Source organism: Streptomyces sp. YGL11-2 (genome assembly GCF_050054615.1).
In the GTDB taxonomy this organism is placed as follows: domain Bacteria; phylum Actinomycetota; class Actinomycetes; order Streptomycetales; family Streptomycetaceae; genus Streptomyces.
This window is the reverse complement of record NZ_JBNHIN010000042.1, coordinates 12,674-35,790: the sequence shown is the minus strand read 5'-3', so window position 1 is coordinate 35,790 and position 23,117 is coordinate 12,674. Positions and strand designations below refer to the sequence as shown.

The 23,117-nt window shown below is 73.8% G+C and carries 5 protein-coding genes; all 5 read left to right on the top strand.

Annotated features, from left to right (window positions below; genetic code table 11):
- The first annotated feature begins 83 nt into the window (after positions 1-83).
- The gene (gene fabD / locus ACO1BR_RS33045) at positions 84-1,697 is read left to right on the top strand and encodes an ACP S-malonyltransferase (RefSeq protein WP_426798786.1); all 1,614 of its coding nucleotides are present in this window, start codon (positions 84-86) and stop codon (positions 1,695-1,697) included.
- 84 nt (positions 1,698-1,781) lie between these two features.
- Complete coding sequence (locus ACO1BR_RS33040) at positions 1,782-2,033, top strand: acyl carrier protein (RefSeq protein WP_426798785.1); 252 nt, start codon at positions 1,782-1,784, stop codon at positions 2,031-2,033.
- A gap of 4 nt (positions 2,034-2,037) precedes the next feature.
- Positions 2,038-4,008 carry an asparagine synthase (glutamine-hydrolyzing) gene (asnB, locus tag ACO1BR_RS33035; RefSeq protein WP_426798784.1) on the top strand — a complete coding sequence of 657 codons (1,971 nt, stop codon included), beginning with the start codon at positions 2,038-2,040 and terminating at the stop codon, positions 4,006-4,008.
- A 15-nt stretch (positions 4,009-4,023) separates the two neighbouring features.
- A complete protein-coding gene (locus ACO1BR_RS33030; protein WP_426798783.1) occupies positions 4,024-13,587 on the top strand; it encodes an SDR family NAD(P)-dependent oxidoreductase in 9,564 nt (3,187 codons plus the stop codon).
- Positions 13,588-13,652: 65 nt separating this feature from the next.
- Positions 13,653-23,117: SDR family NAD(P)-dependent oxidoreductase (locus ACO1BR_RS33025; protein WP_426798782.1), on the top strand; the 9,465-nt coding region annotated here is incomplete at its 3' end.

Here is a 23,117-nt window from a genome sequence, read left to right as displayed (position 1 = left end):
ACACCACCGCTGATCGGGGAGGCCATGAACCAGCTGGACAACTGCCCTGCCATCACCCGGGAACCCTCCGCTGCGGGCCTGGCGTGAGGGCTTCCGCGGCGGGAACGCCCGCTGTGCTCTTCCCCGGTCAGGGGTCCCAGACCCGCGGTATGGGAGCCGGCCTCTTCGACCGGTTCCCCGAACTGACCGCGCTGGCCGGGGACATCCTCGGATACGACCTCCCGAGGCTCTGCCTGGAGGACCCGGACGGGCGACTCGACGACACGCGCTACACCCAGCCCGCGCTCTACGTCGTCAACGCGCTCGCGTACCGGGACTCGTTGGAGCGTGGCGAACCCGAGGGCGCGTACCTGCTGGGACACAGCCTCGGGGAGTACAACGCCCTGCACGCCGCCGGGGCCTTCGAGTTCGAGACCGGCCTGAAGCTCGTGGCCAAGCGGGGCGAGCTGATGGCCCGTGCCTCGGACGGGGCCATGCTCGCCGTCGTGGGGCCGGACGCGGGCGAGGTGCGGGCCTTCCTCGCCGAGGAGGGGCTGTCGCGGCTCGACGTCGCCAACATCAACACCCCTGTCCAGACCGTGCTGTCCGGGGCCCGGGACGAGATCGAGCGCGCACACAAGACGCTCGACGCGCGCGGGACCCGGGTGGCCCGGCTGAAGGTCTCGGCGGCCTTCCACTCGCGGTTCATGGCCTCCGCCCGCGACGAGTTCGCCGCCTTCCTCAAAGGCTTCCGGTTCTCGGCGTTGCGGGCCACAGTGCTCGCCAACCTCACCGCGCGGCCGTACGCGGACCAGGACATCGCCGCGACGCTGAGCGAGCAGATCTGCGGATCGGTGCAGTGGCTGGACAGCGTCCGCTACCTGCTGGAGCGCACGACCGTCGACCACTGCCGCGAGGTGGGCGGGGGAGGGATCCTGACCCGGATGATCCGGCAGATCGACACGGCCCCCGCCCGCCGGGTGCCGCAGCCGCAGCCGCAGCCGCAGCCGATGCCGCAGTCGCAGCGACGGCCGCGCCTGTTCTGTGTCGCGTACGCCGGAGGCGACGAGCGCGCCTACGCAGGGCTCGCCGAACACCTCCCGGACGTCGACGTGGTGACGCTCGAACGCCCCGGACGCGGCAGGCGCGCCGCCGAGCCGCTGCTGCGGGACCCCGCCGCGATCGTCGACGACCTGCTCCGTCAGCTGCGGGACCGGCTCGACGCCCCGTACGCGCTCTACGGCCACAGCCTCGGAGCCCGCCTGGCGTACCTGCTCTGCCACCGGCTGCGCGCCGAGCGGCTGCCCGCACCGGCCCACCTCTTCGTCTCCGGGGAGAGCGGGCCGGCGATCCCGAGCCGGGAGCGCCACACCTGGGAGCTGCCGACCGACGCCTTCTGGAACCACCTCAAGGAACTCGGCGGAATCCCGGCGGAGCTGTGGGAACACCCCGACCTGATGGCGTTCTACGAGCCCGTCCTGCGGGCCGACTTCGCCGCGCTGGGCGCCTACCGGCACCAGGACGCCCCGCCGCTGGACGTGCCGGTCACCGCGATGGCCGGCGAGGACGAGTGGTTCACCCGGGCCGACCTGGAGGGTTGGCAACGGGAGAGCACCCGGCCCCTGACCACCCGCCGGTTCCCCGGTGACCACTTCTTCATCCGGGCCCGGTGGCCCGAGCTGGCCCGGATCATCGCTGCCGGGCTCGCGGCCCCCTGACGCCGCGCGGAACAGCGAAGACTTCACGCGAGCCGGTTACCGGCACGCACCCCGAATCGACCAACCCGAGGGTGACGGACAGCCATGAAGCAGGCACTCAAGCAGTACATGGAAGAGCGGTTCATGTTCGAGTTCGACGCGGACATCACCGAGGACACCGACCTGTTCAAGGCGGGCATCCTCGACTCGTTCGGCTACATCTCGCTGATGGCGCACATCGAGGAGGCGTACGGCGTGCCGCTGGGCGACGAGATCCTCGGCAACGTCATGGTCTCGCTGTCCGGCATCGTCGGGTTCGTCGACACCGCCCGCTTGCGGGCCGCCGGGAGCCGGTGACCCGATGTGCGGCATCGCCGGCTTCTACGGAAGTCCCCTGCCACCGCAGGAACACGAGACCCTGATCCACGGCATGCTCGCCCAGATCGAGCACCGGGGCCCGGACGAGGCGGGCTGCCTGCTCGACGACCGGCTGGCCATGGGCACGGTGCGGCTGAGCATCATCGACCTGTCCACCGGCTCGCAGCCGGTCGGCAGCGCCGACGGCCGCTACTGGCTCTGCTACAACGGCGAGCTGTACAACTACCGTGAGCTGCACGCTCAGTTGACGGCCCGCGGCCTCGCCTTCCGCACCGAGTCCGACACCGAGGTCGTGCTCAACGCCTGGATCGCCTGGGGCCTCGACTGCCTGCCCCGCTTCAACGGCGCCTTCGCGTTCGCCCTCTACGACAGCGTCACCGGTGAACTGCACCTGGTGCGCGACCGGTTCGGCAAGCGGCCCCTGTACGTGGCGCGCTGCCGCGGCGCGTGGCTGTTCGCCTCCGAGATGAAGGCGTTCCTGGCCTACCCGGATTTCCGGTTCGCCTTCGACGAGGCACAGCTGGCGTCGGTCTTCGCCACCTGGACCCCGCTGCCCGGTCAGAGCGGGTACCAGGGGATCGAGCAGATCCCCATGGGTGAGTACCTGTCCGTGCGCGGTGACGAGGTCCGGCGCGGTCGCTGGGCCACGCTCGACCTGGCCCAGGGACCGGCCCCGGAGAGCGAGCAGGAGGCCGTCGAGCTCGTCCGCGCGGACCTCGAAGCGGCGGTCGACGTGCGCCTGCGCAGCGACGTCGAGGTCGGCGTCTACGCCTCCGGCGGTCTGGACTCCTCGATCATCGCGCACATCGCGGCACAGCGGACGAGCCGACCGCTGCGGACGTTCTCGATCGAGTTCGAGGACGCGGAGTTCGACGAATCGGCCGAACAGGCCGAGCTGGCCGCCCACCTGGGCACCCGCCACTCCACCGTGCGCGTGACCGACGAGGACGTCGTCGACGCCTTCCCCGAAGCCGTCCGGCACGCCGAGGTGCCCGTCTTCCGCACCGCCTTCGTCCCCATGTACCTGCTGGCACGCCACGTCCGGAGCGAAGGGATCAAGGTCGTGCTCAGCGGTGAGGGTGCCGACGAGGGCTTCCTCGGCTACGGCATCTTCAAGGACACGCTGCTGCTCTCGACCTGGCACGAGCTGGACGACGACACCCGCCTGCGCCATATGAGCCGGCTCCACCCGTACCTGCGCCACTTCAGCGGCGAGGACGGCCACCGCCGGATGCTCGGGCTCTACCGGCAGTTCACCGAGGAGACCCTGCCCGGCCTCTTCTCCCATCAGATGCGGTTCCAGAACGGCCGCTTCGCCGCACGCCTGCTCAAGAACGCGGGCGACCCCTTCGCGGCCCTCAAGGAACTCGTCGCCGGCGAACCCGGCTACGCACAGCTCACCCCCGTGCAGAAGGCCCAGTGGCTGGAGTTCCGCACGCTCCTGAGCGGCTACCTGCTCTCGACCCAGGGCGAGCGCATGGCGCTGGCCCACGGCGTGGAGAACCGGTGCCCCTTCCTCGACCCCGCCGTGGTCCGCCGCGCCGCCTCGGTCAATCTGCGGTTCGGCGACCCCTACGACGAGAAGTACCTGCTCAAGCGCGCCTATGCCGACGCGCTGCCGGAACGGATCGTCAAGAAGGGGAAGTTCCCCTACCGCGCCCCGGACAGTGCCGCGTTCGTCCGCTCCCGCCCGGACTACCGCGACCTGCTGACCGACCCCGGCACCCTCGACGAGATCGGTGTCCTCGACGCGCGCTTCGTGAAGCGGTTCACCGACCGCGTCTTCGACAGTCCGCCCGAGGAGACCGGCACCAAAGAGAACCAGGCATTCGTCTGCCTGGCGTCGACGGTCTGGCTGCACCACTGGTACGTGCGCGGCAACGCCCGCCGCCGGGGCCCGCTCACAGTCCCCCTGTACGTCGTCGACCGGCGCAGCGGCGCCCAGTCGGCCTAGGACGGAGAACGCGCCATGCAGAAGGAGAACGGCGTCCTCGCCGACGACCGGGACATCGCCGTCATCGGACTGTCCCTGCGGTTGCCCGGCTCGCGCACGCCCGAGGAGTTCTGGAGCCATCTCGCCGAGGGCCGCTCGCTCATCAGCGAGGTCCCGGAGCGCCGCTGGCGCAAGGAGGACCACCTCGGCCACCCGCGCCGTGAATTCAACAAGACCAACAGCGTCTGGGGCGGATTCGTCGACGACGCCGACTGCTTCGACGCCGACTTCTTCCAGATCTCCCCGCGCGAGGCGCAGTCCATGGACCCGCAGCAGCGGATGGCCCTGGAGCTGAGCTGGCACGCCCTGGAGGACGCCGGCTACCGGGCCGACCGCGTCGCCGGCTCCCGCACCGGTGTCTTCATGGGCGTCTGCCACTGGGACTACGCCGAGTTGATCGAGCAGGAAGTCGAGGAGATCGACGCCTACTACCCGACCGGCGCCGCGTACGCGATCATCGCCAACCGGGTTTCCCACCACTTCGACCTCCGCGGCCCCAGCGTCGTCAACGACACGGCCTGCGCCGGCTCGCTCGTGGCCGTGCAGCAGGCGGTGCAGGCCCTCCAGGCCGGCGACTGCGACCTCGCGCTCGCCGGCGGCGTCAACCTGACCTGGTCGCCCCGGCACTTCATCGCCTTCGCCAAGGCGGGCATGCTCTCGCCCGACGGCCGGTGCCGGGCGTTCGACGCCGACGCCAACGGTTATGTGCGCGGTGAGGGCGGCGGCACCGTCCTGCTCAAGCGGGCCGCGGACGCCCGCCGCGACGGCGACGCCGTGCACGCCGTGATCAAGGGCATCGGCAGCAACCACGGTGGGCGCACCAGCTCGCTGACCGTCACCAACCCCGCCGCCCAGGCCGAACTGATCGCCGGCGTCTACCGCAAGGCCGGCATCGCGCCCGAGACCGTCACCTACGTGGAGACGCACGGCCCCGGCACACCGGTCGGGGACCCCATCGAGATCCGCGGCCTCAAGCGGGCCTTCGCCGACCTGGCCGCGGACCGGTCCGGACAGGCCCCGGAACACCGGTGCGGCATCGGCTCCGTGAAGACCAACATCGGCCACCTGGAAGGCGCCGCCGGCATCGCCGGCATGCTCAAGGTCATCCTCGCCATGCGCCACCGCAAGCTGCCCGCGACGGTCAACTTCCGCAAGCTCAACCCCCTCATCAACCTGGACGGCAGCCCGCTGTACGTCCTCGACCGCCTCACCGACTGGCACGCCGAAGGGTCCGCGCCGCTGCGCGCGGGCGTCAGCTCCTTCGGATTCGGCGGGACCAACGCCCACGTCCTGCTGGAAGCCGCGGCCCCGGTGGCCGCCACCGAGGACGCCGGTGAACAGTGGCTGCCGGTGTCCGCCAAGGACGAGGACCGGCTGCGTGAGACGTGCGCCGACCTCGCCCGCTGGGTCCGGATCCGGATCGGGCACAACGACCCCCCGTCCCTGACCGATGTCGCCCGCACGCTGCGCGAAGGCCGGGTGCCGCTGCGCGAGCGCGTCGTGTTCCGCGCGAGCGGCATCGAGGAGTGGGCGGCACAGCTCGACAGCGTCGCCGCGGGGGACGGCCCGCCCGCCGACTGCCCACGCGGCCGGGCCGGAACCGAAGCCGCCGACGGCCTGGACGCGGAGGACCTGACGGCCCTGGCCGAGCGCTGGTTGGAACAGGGCCAGTGGGAGAAGTTCGCGTCCGCCTGGGCCCGGGGCCTGCCCGTGGACTGGGCGCAGTGGCCCGAGCGCGGCCGTCGCGTGCACGTGCCCGGCTACGCGTTCGCCCGCACACCGCACTGGTTCCGGACGACCCGCGACGAGACGGCCGCACGGCCCGAGCGCGGCGCGACGGACACCGCTCCCGACCCGCTCGGCGAGGGCGAGCCGGAGGGCGGCAGTTGGACCTTCCCCCTGCACTTCGACGCCACCCAGGGATTCGTCCGCGACCACCTCGTCAACGGCGCACGGATCGTGCCGGGCGTGGTGGCCCTGGAACTCGTCACCCGGGCAGCCCGACGGGCCACCGTCGCAGGCGCCCGGACCGGGCTGACGCCCCGCATCCGCAACGCGGTGTGGATCCGCCCGCTGCTCGTCGGCGACACCGGTCTCTCCCCGCGGCTCCGCCTGACACCCGCCGCCGACGGCTACGACTACGCGATCACCGACGACGACGGCACGCGGTACGCCGGCGGCCGGGTCGAGTACCACGAAGCCGCCGCGACCGGGACGACGGACCCGGGCGCGCTGCGCCGGCGGTTCCCCCAGCGCGTCGACGTCGCCGAGGGGTACGCCGTGCTGCGCTCCAGCGGCATCGAGCACGGCCCGGCCCTGCGCGGCCTGCACGCCCTGCACCGCGGTCCGGACGGCGTACTGGCCGAGCTGCGGCTCCCCGCAAGTGCCCCGGACGACATGGCACTTCAGCCCGCGATCCTCGACAGCGCCCTCCTCGCCGCCCTCGCCCTCGGCTCGGCCGACGGGGGCTGGCGCCGGCCCGCCGCCCCCGCGGTGCCGTTCGCGCTGGACCGTCTCACCGTGCACGCGGCGACGACCCCGACGATGTGGGCGTGGCTGCGGCCGGCCGGCAGCGGCCCGGCAGGCGGCACGACCGGAGCCGACATCGATCTGTTCGACGAGAACGGCCGGCTGTGCGTGCGCTTCACCGGCTACACGTCGAGGGAGCTGCCCACCGCGGAACCGGCGGCCGTCCAGGCCCCGGAAGGGGAGCTCCTGGAGGTCACCGGCGTCTGGGAGGAGGCCGCTGCCCAGGCCCCCGCAGCCGGGCGGGCCACCCCGGTCGGCCCCGTGACGGTGCTCAACGCCGCACTGGACGACGACCTCGCACCGGCGAGCGCCGCGCGGCTGGGCATGGACGTCCGGCAACTGGCGGTTCCCGCGGAAGCCACCGATGCCGTCGCCATGAAGGCGGCGTTCGACTCCTGCTACCCGCAGGTCCGGCAACTGCTCGGCCAGGGACGGCAGGTGCTCGTGGTGGCACCCGGCGCCCCGGACTCGCCGGTCTACGCCCCGCTGGCGGCGCTGCTGAAGACCGCACAGCAGGAGAACCCCTCGTTCAGGGGCCGGCTGGTGCTCCTCGACGCCCACGACCCGCGCGACGCCGACCGCTTCGAGCGCGTCGTCCGCGCGGAGGCGGGCGCCGGGGACGACTCCGAAGTCGCCTACGACGCCCGGGACCGCCGCGTACGGCACCGCTACGTGGAACTGCCCCCGGCCGAGGCGGGGGAGAGCCTGCTGCGCGACGGCGGCGTCTACTGGATCACCGGCGGCGCCGGCGGACTCGGCCTGCTGCTCGCCGAGCGGCTCTGCGAGCGCCACCGCGCCACGGTCGTCGTCAGCGGGCGCTCGGCGGGCAGCCGGGCCGTCGAGGCGCTGCGGGACCGGGTGTCCCACGGCGAGGTGGCCTACCGCCGCGCGGACGTCACGGACCCGGACGCCGTGCGGGACGCGGTCGCGGACATCCGCGCGCAGTACGGACGGCTCGACGGCGTGTTCCACGCGGCCGGCGTCCTCGACGACGGCTACCTCGCGAACAAGCCCCTCGCGGGCACCGCCGCCGTACTCGCGCCCAAGGTGGACGGCGCCACGTACATCGACGACGCGACGCGCGCCCACGGCCTGGACTTCCTCCTGCTGTTCGGCTCCGTGGCCGGCGCCTTCGGCAACGCCGCGCAGGCCGACTACGCCGCCGCCAACGCCTTCCTCGACGCGTTCGCCGCACGACGGCAGGCCGCCGGCGGTGTGACCCGCGCCGTCGACTGGCCGCTGTGGGCCGACGGCGGTATGCGCATGGACGACGCCAGCCTCGCCTACCTGCGCAAGCGCACCGGCACCGTGCCACTGCCGAGCGGGACCGGCCTGGACGCGCTGGAGCGCGCACTGCACGCCGACGCGCCGGTCCGCCGCGTGGTCCTCTTCGGCGAGCGGGCCGGGCTGCGCGGGTACGCGGGCCTGGACCGCACCGCGCAGCCGGCGCCGAACCCCACCACGGGGCAGCGGACCACGGCAGCGCCGGCCGTCCTGGAGGAGGGTGAACTCGTCTCCCGGACACAGGACTTGTTGCGGAACCTGTTCGCCGAGGTCACCGGGCAGGACGCGGAGCACATCCTGGTCGACGAGAAGCTGGAGAACTACGGCATCGAGTCGATCTCCATCGTCGACCTGACCAGCAGGCTGGAGGACACCTTCGGATCGCTGCCCAAGACGCTCTTCTTCGAGTACGTCGATCTGCAGGGCGTGGCCGGCTACTTCGTCGCCGAGCACCGCGACCGGCTCCTCGAACTCTTCGCCCCCGAAGCGCCCGCGGTCGAGGAGCCCGCCCCAGAGGAGCTTCTCGGCGAGGAACCGTCCGCGCCCGCCCCCGCTCCGGCCACCCGGCCGTCCGTGAGCGCCGCCCCGCGCCCCCTCGCGGCCCGGACCGAACCGGAGCGCCACGACATCGCGGTGATCGGTATGGCGGGCCGCTACCCGGGCGCCGACACCCTGGAGGAGTTCTGGGAACTGCTCAGCGAGGGCCGGCACAGCTTCGAACCCGTCCCCGAGTCGCGGTGGCGGCACGGCGACATCTACTTCGACGAGCGGGACGTCGACGGCAAGACCGTCGTCAGGACCGGCACGTTCCTGCGGGACGTCGAGGCGTTCGACCCCCGCTACTTCAACATCTCCCAGCGCGACGCCGAACTGCTGTCCCCGGAGGTCCGGCTGTTCCTGCAGGCGGGAGTGACGGCCCTGGAGGACGCGGGCTACTCGCGCGAGACACTGCGCCGCCGCTACGACGGCGACGTCGGCGTGCTCGTCGGCTCGATGAACAACAGCTACTCGCTCTACGGCTTCCAGAACATGCTGATGCGCGGCACCGTGACCAGCGGCAGCGAACTCGGCGTGATGGCGAACATGCTGTCGTACCAGTACGGCTTCACCGGGCCGTCCGTGTTCCTCGACACCATGTGCTCCTCGGCGTCGGCGTGCGTGCACCAGGCGGTGCGCATGCTGCGCGGCGGCGAGTGCCGCATGGCCGTCGTCGGCGGCATCAACCTGATGCTGCACCCCTTCGACCTCATCGCGACCTCGCAGGCGCACTTCACCACCAAGTCGGCCGATGTCGTGCGCAGTTACGGCCTGGGCGCCGACGGCACGATCCTGGGCGAAGGCGTGGGCACGCTCGTGCTCAAGCCGCTGGCCGAAGCCGTCGCCGACGGCGACCACGTCTACGGCGTGATCAAGGGCAGCGGCATGACCAACGCCGGGGACCGCAACGGCTTCACGGTGCCCACCCCGCAGCAGCAGGCCCGCGCCATCGAGAAGGCGCTCGACGACGCCGCCGTGGACGCGCGCACGATCAGCTACCTGGAGGGCCACGGCTCGGCGACCTCCCTCGGCGACCCCATCGAGATCAAGGGCGCCGCCCTCGCGTTCGGCCGCGACACCCAGGACGTCGGGTTCTGCGCGCTGGGCTCGGTCAAGTCCAACGTGGCGCACCTGCTGTCCGGATCCGGTATGGCCGGCCTGACCAAGGTGCTGCTGCAGCTCAGGCACCGCACGCTGGCGCCCTCGCTGCACGCCGAGACGCTCAGCTCGGCGATCGACTTCGAGCGGACGCCGTTCGTGGTGCAGCGTCACCGCGACACCTGGCGGCGCCCCGTGGTCGGCGGCGAGGAGGTGCCGCGCCGGGCGGGCGTCACGTCCATCGGCGCGGGCGGCATCAACGTGCACATCGTCGTCGAGGAGTACGCCGGGCAGGTCGTGGCCGCACCGGACAGCGGTCGCCCGCGCCTGCTGGTGTTCTCCGCCACCACGCCCCAGGCGCTGCGGACGGTGCTGCGCGACATGCACACGTACATAGGTGCGTCCGCACCGGGCCTGGACGCTCTCGCGTACACCCTGCAGACCGGCAAGAACGAACTGCCCTGCCGGCTGGCCTTCGTGGCGGACGGCATCGCCGACGCACAGGCCCGCCTGGCTCGGCTGTCCGCCGTGGACTGGACTGCGGAGTCACCCGGCGTGCCCGCAGGCGTGCACTTCACGGCGAGCACGCTGCGGCGCCGGCGCACCGCCGACGCGGCGACCGTCGAACAGGCCCTGTGCGAGGGGAGGTCGGCGGAGCTGGCGCAGTACTGGACAGACGGCGCAAGCATCGCGTGGGACCGGCTGTGGCCGGCGGGAAGCCGCCCGGCCAAGCTGTCGCTGCCCGCCTACCCCTTCGCCAAGGTGCGTTGCTGGTATCCCGAGGACCCCGACGACGCCGACGCCCCCAGCGTGCTCCGGCCGCTGGCCTTCACCCGTCGTGCCCACCCCTGGGTCGGCGTCAACGCCTCGGACCTCAACGGCGTGCGCTACACCCTCCGGCTGCGCGGCGACGAACTCCTCGACTACGTCCACACGGTGGGACGCAAGCGCCGTTACGCGACCGTGGCCCTGCTGGACGCGGCACTGGCGTTCGCGCGGCTCGCCGGGCTGGAAGGGCCGTTGCGGCTGCGGAACGCGCGGTGGGCCGCACTCCCGTCGCCCGCGGACGCCCCCGAGACGTTCACCTGGCGGCTCGGCATGTCCGGCGACGGCGCGCACCGCGTCGAACTGTGGCACGCCGACGAGGACACGCTCCGCTTCGCCGCCGACGTCGTACCGTCCGCGCCTGCCGAAGTCGCGTCGATGCGGCAGGTGTTGAACGCGCCCGCGGCCCTCGACCGGGACGGCTTCTACGCCGCGCTCGGCACCGCGGGCCTCGACGCCCGGCCGTACGCGCGCAGCGTCGAAGGGGTCACCGAACTCGACGACCACCGGCTTCTCGTACGGGTCGCCGAACCGGCCATGTGCCAGGACCCGCACAAGCGGCAGGTGCACCTCCCGGCCTGGGCGCTCGCCGGACTGGTCCAGGGTGTTGCGCACACGCTGGGCCGGGCCGACGCCACCGTGGTGCGGGTGGGATCCGTGCAGGGCGAGCAGTGGGAGCGCACCCGGGCGATCGTGCTGGCGCGGACCTCCGAGGCCGTCTTCTATGCGGCGTTCCTCGACGAGGACGGCCGTGTGCTGGGCCGGGTCGAGGACGCCGAGTTCACCGCCGGCGACCTCCGGCCGGCACTTCCTGGCGAGGCCGGACGGGCCTGGACGGCACTGCCGCAGGCGGCGCGTCCGGTGCCGCCGGCGCCGGCCGGTACTACGGGGGAGTGGCAGCAGCCGGAGGCCGGGCAGCCGGCGGCCGAGCCGTCCGCGACCGTTCCGGTGGATGCGGATGTGGATGCGCATGCGGATACGGACGTGGACGCGCACGCGGACAGGGCGGCGGCGCTCGTCGCGTCGCTGCGCGAGACCGTCGCCGACCTGCTCAAGTTCGACCTGGCCGACGTCGACCTCGACACCCACTTCCACGCGTACGGCTTCGAGTCCATCGCGCTGGCCAAACTGGCCTCGGAACTCAACGGCCTCCTCGGCACGGACCTCACTCCCGCCGTCTTCTTCGAGTGCCCCGACATCCGCAGCCTCGCCGGGCACCTGCTCGACCGCCACGGCCCCGAGCTGACCCTCCCCACCGTCGCCGACGCACCCGCGCCGGTCGCCGCCGCCACCCGGTCGTCCCCGGCCCCGATGCCCGAACCCGCGCCGGACGACGGTGCGGTGGCCATCATCGGCGCCGCGGGACGGTTCCCCGGCGCGGACGATCTGGACACCTTCTGGCAGCGGCTCCGCGCGGGCGAGGACCTGATCGCCGACTACCCCGGCGACCGCTTCGACGGCCCCTACGCGGACGTCGTGGCACGCGCGGACTTCCCGAAGTTCGCCGGTCTGATCGAGGGCGTGGACCGCTTCGACGCGGACTTCTTCCACCTGTCGCGGCTCGAAGCGGAACTGATGGACCCGCAGCACCGCCTGGCACTGGAGACCGTGTGGGCCGCGCTGGAGAACGGCGGTTACGCCCCGGTGCGCCTGCCCGCGAACACCGGGGTCTACTTCGGCGTCTCCGGCAGCGACTACCACCACCTGCTCAACGCCAGCGGCGTGGCACCCGACGGCTTCACCGCCACCGGCAACGCCCACTCGATGCTGGCCAACCGGATCTCCTACGTCCTGGACGTGCACGGGCCGAGCGAACCCGTCGACACGGCCTGTTCCAGTTCGCTCGTCGCGCTGCACCGCGCCGTCGAGAGCATCCGCTCGGGCCGATGCGAGATGGCCATCGCGGGCGGCGTCAACCTGCTGCTGAGCGTGGACATCTTCGCCGCGACGCACATGGCGGGCATGCTCAGCCCCGACGGCCGCTGCAAGACCTTCTCCGCCGGCGCCGACGGCTACGTCCGCTCCGAGGGCGTCGCCGCGGTGCTGCTCAAGCCGCTCGCCCAGGCGCAGCGGGACGGCGACGCGATCTGGGGCGTCGTCCGCGGCAGCGCCGAAAACCACGGAGGCCGCGCCGGTTCCCTGACCGCGCCCAACGGCAAGGCGCAGGCAGCGCTGATCCAGGACGCCATGCGCGGCATCGACCCGGACAGCATCGGCTACGTCGAGGCGCACGGCACGGGCACCGGCCTGGGCGACCCCGTCGAGGTCAACGCGCTCGACAGCGCCTACCGCGCGCTGCGCGGCGACCGGGGCGGGCCGCCGCACCCGGCCCGGCCGTGCGCCCTCGGCTCGGTGAAGACCAACATCGGCCACGCGGAGTCGGCCGCCGGTCTGGCCGGAGTGCTGAAGGTGCTGCTCGCCATGCGCCACCGCGAGCTGCCGCCGACCCTGCACTGCGACCGGCTCAACCCGCACCTGCCGCTCGACGGCGGATTCGAGGTCGTACGCGAACTGCGCCGGTGGGAGCCGGGCACCGACGCCACCGGGCGGCCGTGGCCCCTGCGGGCGGGAGTGAGCAGCTTCGGCTTCGGCGGCGCCAACGCCCATGTCGTCCTCGAAGCACCACCCCTGCCGCCGGTACCGCCCGCCCCGGCGGAGTCGGCCCGCACCACCGCCCCCCAGGCTCTCGTGCTCTCCGCCCGCGACGGCGACCGGCTGCGTGCCACGGCCGGACGGCTGCGGGACTTCCTCGACCGGGCGCGCCGCGATGGACCCGCACCGGACCTGGCGGACCTGGCGTTCACCCTCCAGACCGGCCGGGAAGCCATGGAAGCGCGGCTGGGCTTCGTCGCCGGCGGCATCGACGACGTGCTCGGCACGCTCGACCGGTTCCTCGCGGGCGACGAGCCCGCCGGCTGGCACACCGGCGGCATCAGGCGGTCGCGCGGCGCCGGAGTGCGGCGCGAGCCGGAGCAGGCTCCCGAGGTCACCCGGGCCCTCGCCGACGGACAGCTCGACCGGGTGACGGCCCTGTGGTGCGACGGAGCCCGGGTCGACTGGCAGGCGCTGCATCCCGCAGGCGAGCGCCGCACCGTGCGGCTGCCCGCGTACCCCTTCGCCCGCGACCGCTACTGGGTGCCCGCGGGCGGTGGAACTCCCCTCCCGCCGCCCGCTGCCGAGCCCGCGTTCGAGACCGGTGCCCGTGCGGCGCTGCTCGACGCGGTCCTCGACGGCCGTGCCGGCCCGGACGCCCTGAGCAGGACCTGACGCCTCCCCTGCCTCCTCCCTGGACCGGGCGGCCCGGCCGCCCAGTGACCCGGAACGGAATGAACGTGAGCAGAAACATCCTTCGTGTGCCGGTATGGCGCGACGAACCGGTCCGAGCGCACCCCGCGACGCCCGGAACGCGCCGGCTGGTCGTGCTGTGCGACCTCCCCGACGCCGACGCGGCCGACCTGCGCCGGCACCTGCCCGGCGTGTCCGTCGCCCGTGTGGAAAGCCGTGACGACGGGCCCGCCGCCGCCTACGAACACGCGGCGACCCGGCTGCTCGGCGAGCTCCAGCGACTGCTGGACTCACCGGCCGGCGGCCCCCGTTCCGTGCAGGTCGTGTGCCGCGAGGGGACCCCGTACGGCTACGCCGGTCTGATCGGCATGCTGCGCACCGCCGCGCAGGAGGACCCGGCGCTGCACGTCCAGTTGGTCGAGTTCCCGCAGTGGCCGCCGGGTGCGCGGCTCGCCGACGTGCTGCGGGCGGAGTCCGGGCAGGCGGCGGACCACGTGCGCCACACCGACGGCCGCCGCCAGGTCCGCGCCTGGGCAGCCGCCCCGAGCACGGCGGCCCGCCCGCCGGTGTGGAAGGCCGACGGTGTCTACCTGATCAGTGGGGGAGCGGGCGGCATCGGGCGGCTGGTCGCCGCCGACATCGCACGGCACGCCCCCGGCGCCCGGGTCGTCCGGTGCGGACGCTCACCGGCGGGCCGCGAGCCGGCGCAGCCGGATCCGGCGCCCCACTACCGCCAGGTGGACGTCACCGACGCCGCCGCCGTGGCGGAGCTCGTCAACTCCCTTGTGCGCACGTACGGCAGGCTCGACGGGGTCGTGCACGCGGCCGGCCTGATCAGCGACGACTACGTGATCCGCAAGTCCCACCAGGATGCCCAGCGGGTGCTGGCGCCCAAGGTCGCCGGGCTGGTGAACCTCGACGAGGCCACGCGCCGGCTGCCGCTGGACTTCCTCGCGGCGTTCTCCTCCGGCGCCGGGGCGCTGGGCAACCCCGGGCAGGCCGACTACGCCGCCGCGAACGGGTTCCTCGACGCCTACCTGGCCCACCGGGCCGCCCTGGCCGCCGCGGGCGAGCGCCACGGCGCGAGCGTCTCGATCGGCTGGCCGCTGTGGCAGGACGGCGGCATGAGCGTCCCGGCCGAGGACCTGCCCGCGCTCACCGCACGCTTCGGGCGCCCGCTGGGAACGGACACGGCACTGCGGGCCCTGCACGGCGCACTGGCGCTCGGCGCACCACACCTACTGGTCATGGACGAGGAGAGCGGCGTGGACGAGGAAGGTCCCCGGGAGGCGGACACGCAGCAGACGCGGCAGACGCGGCAGACGGGCCCGGCGGAACTGCGGGCGCGCGTGCTGCCGTTGCTGAAGGAGCTGATCGCCGGGACGGTGCGGCTCGACGCCGCCCGGCTGGACGCCGCCGCTCCGCTGGACAGCTTCGGCATCGACTCACTGGCCGTGACCCGGCTCAACCACCGGTTCGCGCAGTGGTTCGGCGCCCTGCCCAAGACGGTGCTCTATCAGTACCCGACGCTGAACGACCTGGCCGGCCACCTGGCGGAGCGGCACGCGGACGGCTGCCGCCGCTGGCTGGACGACGCGGCGGGGGGCGTGGCACCGGCCACGGCGGAGGTGCCGGGCGCGGCGGCGCCCGCCGCCGCGGCCGCCGCACCGGTGCGTCCACGACCCCGGGCGGTGCGAAACCCGCGTCCGGCCGGCGCGGACGAGCCGATCGCCATCATCGGCCTGAGTGGGCGCTACCCCGACGCCCCGACCCCGGCGGCGTTCTGGGAGAACCTGCGCGCGGGCCGCGAGAGCGTCCGCGAGGTTCCCGCCGAGCGCTGGTCGCTGGACGGCTTCTACGAACCGGACCCGCAGCGGGCCGTGCAGCAGGGCGCCAGCTACAGCAAGTGGGGCGCGTTCCTCGACGACTTCGCCCGCTTCGACGCCGCGTTCTTCGGGATCGCGCCGCGCGACGCCGCCGACATGGACCCGCAGGAGCGGCTGTTCGTCGAGAGCGCGTGGTCGGTGCTGGAGGACGCGGGTTACACCCGGCAGCGCCTCGCCGAGCGGCACGGTTCGTCGGTCGGCGTCTTCGCCGGTATCACCAAGACCGGCTTCGACCGCCACCGCCCGCCGGCCACCGACGGACTGCCGCCCGCACCGCGCACGTCCTTCGGTTCGCTGGCCAACCGGGTGTCGTACCTGCTGGACCTGCGCGGCCCGAGCATGCCGATCGACACCATGTGCTCGTCGTCGCTGACCGCGATCCACGAGGCGTGCGAGCACCTGCGCCACGGCGCGTGCGAGCTGGCCGTCGCCGGCGGGGTCAACCTCTATCTGCACCCCTCCTCGTACGTCGAGTTGTGCCGCTCCCGGATGCTCGCGACCGACGGGCACTGCCGCAGCTTCGGCGCCGGCGGCGACGGGTTCCTGCCGGGCGAGGGCGTCGGCGCGGTGCTGCTGAAGCCGCTGTCCGCGGCCGAGGCCGACGGGGATCCCATCCACGCGGTGATCGTCGGCTCCGCCATCAACCACGGCGGTCGCACCAACGGTTACACCGTGCCCAACCCGCGCGCACAGGCCGCGCTGATCCGCGACGCGCTGGACCGTGCCGGCGTCCGCGCGGCCGACATCGGCTACATCGAGGCGCACGGCACCGGTACCCGGCTCGGCGACCCCGTCGAAATCGACGGCCTGACCCAGGCGTTCGCCCCCGACGCCGACGGGAGCGGCGGGTGCGCCCTCGGCTCGGTCAAGTCGAACATCGGCCACCTGGAGGCCGCTGCGGGTATCGCGGGCCTGACCAAGGCCGTACTGCAGCTGCGGCACGGCGAGTTCGTGCCCACCCTGCACGCCGAGCAGACCAACCCCGACATCGACTTCGCGGCGACCCCGTTCACCCTCCAGACCGGCGCGGCGCCCTGGCCGCGGCCCGCGGACGGCGGCCCGCGGATGGCCGGCATCTCCTCGTTCGGCGCGGGCGGCGCCAACGCCCACGTCATCGTCGCCGAGTACCAGGGCACGAAGAGCGCCCCCGCCGCGCCCGCACGACCGGTGCTGCTGCCGCTGTCGGCCCGGACCGCCGAGGATCTGCGGGCACGGGCCCGCCAGTTGACCGATCTGCTCCGCTCCGGTTCCCCCGTGGACCTGCCCGCCGTCGCAGCCACCCTGCAGACCGGCCGCGAGGAGATGGACGAGCGGGTGTGCTTCGTCGCGCGCACCCCCGGGGAGTGGCTCGACCAGCTCGGCGCCTTTCTCGCCGACCCCGACCCCGACTCCGACCACGACTCCGACTCCGCGCCCGACAAGGCCCGGGGGCCGTGGTGCCGCGGTCGCGTCAGGGCCACCCGCGAGACGCTGGCCGCCCTGGCGGAGAAGGACGAACTGCGCGAACTCGTCGACCGCTGGACCGCCTGCGGCGACTGGCCCGAGCTGGCCGCCTTCTGGGCCAAGGGCATGCCGCTCGACTGGACCCGCCTGCACGCCGGCGCGGACACCCCCGCACGGGTCCACCTGCCCGCCTACCCCTTCGCCGGACGGCAGTTCTGGTACGGCCCGGCCGGCAGCGAGCGCCCGGCAACGACGCCGGTGGCCGCCGCGCCCCGCCCGCCGGCGGCCCCTGCCGCCGACGTCGAGCGCATCCTGCTCGACGCACTGGCCGCCGTGCTGCAGATGCCGGTGGCCGAGATCGAGCGCCGCCGCCCCTTCGCCGACTACGGCCTGGACTCCATCCTCGGCGTGAACCTGGTCCACACGCTCAACACGGACCTCGGCACCGCCCTGGAGACCACCGACCTCTTCGACCACGGCACCGTCGAGCGCCTGCACGCGTTCATCGTCGGCACCTACGGTGACGCGCCGCACGCCCGGACCTCCCCGGAAGCCGACTCCCCGGCGCCGAACGACGACGACGCTGACGACGCCGTCGCCGTCGTAGGGATGGCCGCCCGCTACGCCGACGCCGAGGACCCGCGCGCCCTTTGGGACCACCTGATGGCCGGCCACGACCTCGTCGAGCCGGTGTCGCGCTGGGCACTCGGCCAGGACGTGACCTGCCGCTCGGGCAGCTTCGTCCGCGGCATCGACCTGTTCGACCCGGTGTTCTTCGCGATCTCCGGCGTCGAGGCCACCACCATGGACCCCCAGCAGCGCATCTTCCTCGAACAGTGCTGGAACGCCCTGGAGGATGCCGGCTACACCGGTGAACGCCTGACCCATCGCAACTGTGGTGTCTACGTGGGCTGTTACACCGGCGACTACCACGACCAGCTGGACAACCGGCCGCCGGCGCAGGCCCTGTGGGGCACCATGGGCTCGGTCGTCGCCTCCCGTATCGCCTACCACCTCGACCTCAAAGGCCCTGCCCTCACCACCGACACCTCCTGCTCCAGCTCACTCGTCTCGCTGCACCTGGCCTGCCGCGACCTGCTCTCCGGCGACGCCGACATGGCGATCGCCGGCGGGGTGTTCATCCAGACCACACCGCGGCTGTACGGGTCGGCGACGCGCGCGGGCATGCTCTCGCCCAGCGGCCGTTGCCGCAGCTTCGACGCCCGCGCCGACGGCTTCGTCCCGGGCGAGGGCGCGGGTGCGGTCGTCCTCAAACGGCTGGCCGACGCCCGGCGCGACGGCGACCACATCTACGGCGTCGTCCGCGGCTCGGGCATCAACCAGGACGGCACCACCAACGGCATCACCGCCCCCAGCGCGGCCTCACAGGAACAGCTCCTCCGCGACGTCCACGCCCGCAGCGGCATCGAGCCCGGCGGCATCCAGCTCGTCGAGGCGCACGGCACGGGCACCCAGCTCGGCGACCCGATCGAATTCCGCGCGCTCTCCCGCGCGTTCGAGGGCGCCCCGGCCGGTGGCGCCGTCCTCGGATCGATCAAGACCAACATCGGGCACACGCAGTTCGCCGCCGGCATCGCGGGCGTCATCAAGGCACTCCTGGCCCTGGAGCACCGGCAGATCCCGCCGTCGCTCCACTTCCAGGAGGCCAACCGGGCCGTGGTGCTCGACGGCAGCCCGTTCACCGTCGCCACCGCCGCGCGGCCCTGGACGGCGCCCGCCCGCGGCCCGCGCCGGGCGGCCGTCAGCTCCTTCGGAGCCAGCGGCACCAACGCGCACGTCGTGCTGGAGGAGGACCCGGACCCCCGGACGACCGGCGCCGGCGGGGAAGCAGGCGGGGAAGTCGGCGAGGAACACGCCTTCCTGCTGTCGGCCCGCACACCGGCCGCCCTCCGCACGGTCGTTGACCGGCTGCTCGCCCACCTCGACCGCGAACCCGCACTGCCCGCCGACGCCGTCGCCTACAGCCTGGCCGCGGGCCGCAGCCACTTCGCGCACCGGCTGGCCGTCGTCGCCACCGGCCTGCCCGACCTCGCGGCGCGCCTGCGCTCATGGCTCTCCGGCACCGCCAGTGACACGGTGCTGGCGGGGGAGACCGCCGCGGAACCCCGCCCGGTGGGCGGAGCGCGTGCCCTGGCCCCGGGGGCCCTGGCCGCGGCGTACGTACGGGGCGAGGCCGACCGGTTCGGCGACAGCTTCGCGCCCGCCGCGCGCCGCCAAGTACCGCTGCCCACCTACCCGTTCGAGCGGCAGCGTTACTGGACCGACACCACTGACACCACCGACACCACCGACACCGGGGAAGGGCAGGGACTCCCGGACACGGACGAGGCCGCGTACCGACTCCGGCTCGGCGGCGAGGAGTTCTTCCTGGCCGACCACCACGTAGGCGGCCGGGCCGTGCTGCCCGGCGTGCTGTCGCTGGAGGTGGCCCGCCGCGCCGTGACCGGCGGTTCCTTCGCGCCCGTCGGCCTGCGCGACGTCGTCTGGCCGCAGCCGTTCCCCGTCGGGGACGGTGGCGCCGAACTGCGCGTCGACCTGGCCGGCGACACCTTCCGCGTCCTGCGCGACGGCGCGTCCGTGCACGCCCAGGGCCGTGTCACCACGCCCGGTGCGCCCGCGCCCGCGCCGCTGGACGACCTGCGGGCCCGCTGCGGCCGCCGCACTTTGTCGCGCAGCCAGTGCCGTGCCGCCCTCGACGCCGTCGGCATCCGCCACGGAGACCGCCTGCGCGCCATCGACACCCTGGCCGTCGGCGACGGCGAGGTCCTGGCCCGGCTCGTCCTGCCCGACGGCGCCGGCGACGGGGCGTTCGCGCTGCACCCCGCGATCCTCGACAGCGCCGTCCAGGCCGTCGTCGGCCTCTACGGCGACGCCACCGGAACGCTCGGCGAACAACCCGGTGCGCCCGCACTGCCCTTCGCCCTGGACGCCGCCGACCTCCTCGCCCCCACCACCGAGCGCATGTGGGCCCACCTGCGCCACACCGAGGGCTATGCCCCCTCGGCCGACCGGGACGTGACGAAAGTGGACATCGACGTGTACGACGACAGCGGACGGCTCTCCGCGAGCCTGCGCGGCTACGCGTTCCGCCGCATGGTCGCCTCGGCCGCCCCGGCCGGCGAGGCCCCGCACGCGACGCTGCTGGCACCGGTGTGGGACGCCCTGCCCGCCGCGCCCGCCGCGCCGTGGCCCCACCCGCACACCCGCGTCGTGCTGCTGGGCGGCACCGCCGAGGAACAGGACGGACTCCGCCGCCACTACTCGGACGCCACCGTCCTGGACGCCCGCGCCGAGGAGCCGGCCGACCGGCTGGCCGCGCGGCTGCCCGCCGGTGTCGAGCACGTCTTCTTGCTCGCCCCGACCGGCTCCACCGGCGAGCCGGCCACCGCGCGGTACGACGCGGCAGTCGCCGTTTTCCGCCTGGTCAAGGCGCTGTTGGCCGGCGGCGCCGACGCCCGTGAAACGGGCCTGACCCTGGTCACCCGGCAGGCGCGCCTGCTGCCGGGCGACGCCGGTGCCGACCCCGCCCACGCCGGGGTGCACGGCCTCGCCGGCACCCTGGCCAAGGAGTACCCGCACTGGCGGATCCGCGTCGCCGACGTCGCGGCGGACGCCCCGGTGCCCTGGCCGGCCCTGCTGGCCCTGCCCGCCGACCCCCGCGGCGAGACCCTGGCCCACCGCCGTGGCGAGTGGTACCGCCTGCGCCTGCTGGAGACGCACGGGCCCGGCGACCGGCCCGCCCCGCGCGAGCCCGGCGGCGTGGTCGTGGCCATCGGCGGCGCCGGCGGCATCGGCACCGTGTGGACCGAGCACATGATGCGCCGTCACGGCGCCCGGGTCGTCTGGATCGGACGCCGCCCGCTGGACGCCGCCATCGCCGCCCGGCAGGAAGCCCTCGCAGCCGACGGCCCCATGCCGGACTACGTGCAGGCCGACGCGACCGACCGCGACGCCCTGCGCCGCGCCTGCGAGGAGATCGTGCGGCGGCACGGCCCGGTGCGCGGAGTCCTGCACACCGCGATCGTCCTCGGCGACCAGACCCTCGCCAGGATGGACGAGGACCGGTTCCGCGCGACCTACGCCGCCAAGGCCGACATCGCCGTCAACCTCGCCGACGCCTTCGCCGGCCAACCGCTGGACTTCGTCGCGTTCTTCTCCTCCATGCAGACCTTCTTCAAGGCCCCCGGCCAGGCCAACTACGCCGCGGGCTGCACCTTCGCCGACGCCTACGCCGAGCACCTGTCCACCCGGCTCGACTGCCCGGTCAAGGTCATGAACTGGGGATACTGGGCCGGCGTCGGAGTCGTCACCGCCGACGGCTACCGGCAGCGCATGGCACAGCTGGGCCTGGGCTCGATCGAACCGGACGAGGGCATGGCCGCCTTCGACGCTCTGCTGGCCTCGCCGTACCCGCAGCTCGCCCTCCTCAAGGCCACGGACACCCGCAGCATCGACGGCCTCCACGACACCGACGCCCTCACACACCCGGCCGTCACCGCGCCGTCCCTGATCGGCGCGCTGCGCGAGGCCCGCCCCGACCGCGGCGCCGAGATCGCGCGGCTGCGCGAGCAGGCCGGCGGGCACGCCGGAGCCATGCAGGACGCGCTCGTCCGCATCACCCGGGCACTGCTGCGGTCCCTGGGCCTGTTCCGCGACGGCCGCGCGGCAACCGCCGCCGAATGGCGCGCCGTCGGCGGCATCGAGGACCGCTACCAGCGCTGGACCGAGCACACCCTCGCCGTACTCGCCGACGCGGGCCACCTGCGCCGCGACGGCGCGGACCGGTACGCGGCCCTCGACACCCGTACCGGATCCCTCGACGACGCCTGGGCCGACTGGGACCGCGCGCGGCAGCCGTGGCTGGCCGACCCCGCCAAACGCCCCCAGGCGATCCTCGTCGACACGACGCTGCGCGCCCTGACCGGCATCCTCACCGGCCGCCGCCCGGCCACCGACGTGATGTTCCCCAACGCCTCGCTCGAACTCGTCGAGAGCGTCTACAAGAACAACCCCGTCGCCGACTACTTCAACGACGTGCTCGCCGACACCCTCGTCGCCCACCTCGAACGGCGGCTGGCGGACGACCCGTCCGCGCGCCTGCGCATCCTGGAGATCGGCGCCGGCACCGGCGGCACCAGCGCCACGGTCTTCCGCAGGCTGCGGCCGTGGGCCGGGCACATCGAGAAGTACAGCTACACCGACATCTCCCGGGCGTTCCTGTTGCACGCGCAGCGGGAGTACAGCGAGATCGCCCCGTACCTGGACACCCGGCTCTTCAACGCCGAACAGCCGCTGGCCGGCCAGGAGGTGGCCGCCGGCGAGTACGACGTCGTGATCGCCACCAACGTGCTGCACGCCACCCGCAACATCCGCAGGACGTTGCGCAACGCCAAGGCCGCCGCACGCCCCAACGCCCTGCTGCTGCTCAACGAGCTCAGCGACAACATCCTCTTCAGCCACCTCACGTTCGGCCTCCTGGACGGCTGGTGGCTCTACGACGACCCGGCGCCGCGCATCCCCGGTTCTCCCGGCCTGGCGCCGGACAGCTGGCGGCGGGTCCTCGGCGAGGTGGGCTTCCGCGGGGCGTTCGTCGCTGCCGAGGGCGCCGACGACCTCGGCCAGCAGGTGATCGTCGCCGAGAGCGACGGTGCGATCCGCCAGCCGCGCCCGGCCGGGGAGTCCGCCTTCCGCGGCGCCCTCCCGGAGGCCCGGCCGCGGGCCGCGGCGGCGGAAGCGCCCACCGCGCCGCCGCCGGCCGCCGCCCCGGGTGCCGCCGCCGACCGTGACGCACTGCTGGCGGACCTGGCCCGCGAACACTTCCGCGGCCTCGTCGCGGACACGCTGCGGCTGCCGGTCGCCGACATCCGCGCCGACGTGTCCTTCGACCGCTACGGCATCGACTCGATCCTGGTCGTCCAGCTGACGGAAGCGGTCCGCAAGGGCCTCGACAACGTCGGCAGCACGCTGTTCTTCGAGGTACGGACGGTCGACGGCCTCGTCCGGCACTTCCTCCGCACCCAGCCCGACGCGCTCGCGGCGCTGGTCGGCCTGAGCGACGGGACGGCGGCGTCCACGGACGGGCAACCCGCGCCGCCCGAGGCGCCGAAGCCCGCGGATCAGCCGCGGCCGGCCGGTGAGACGCGGCCGGCCGCGGTGCCGGAG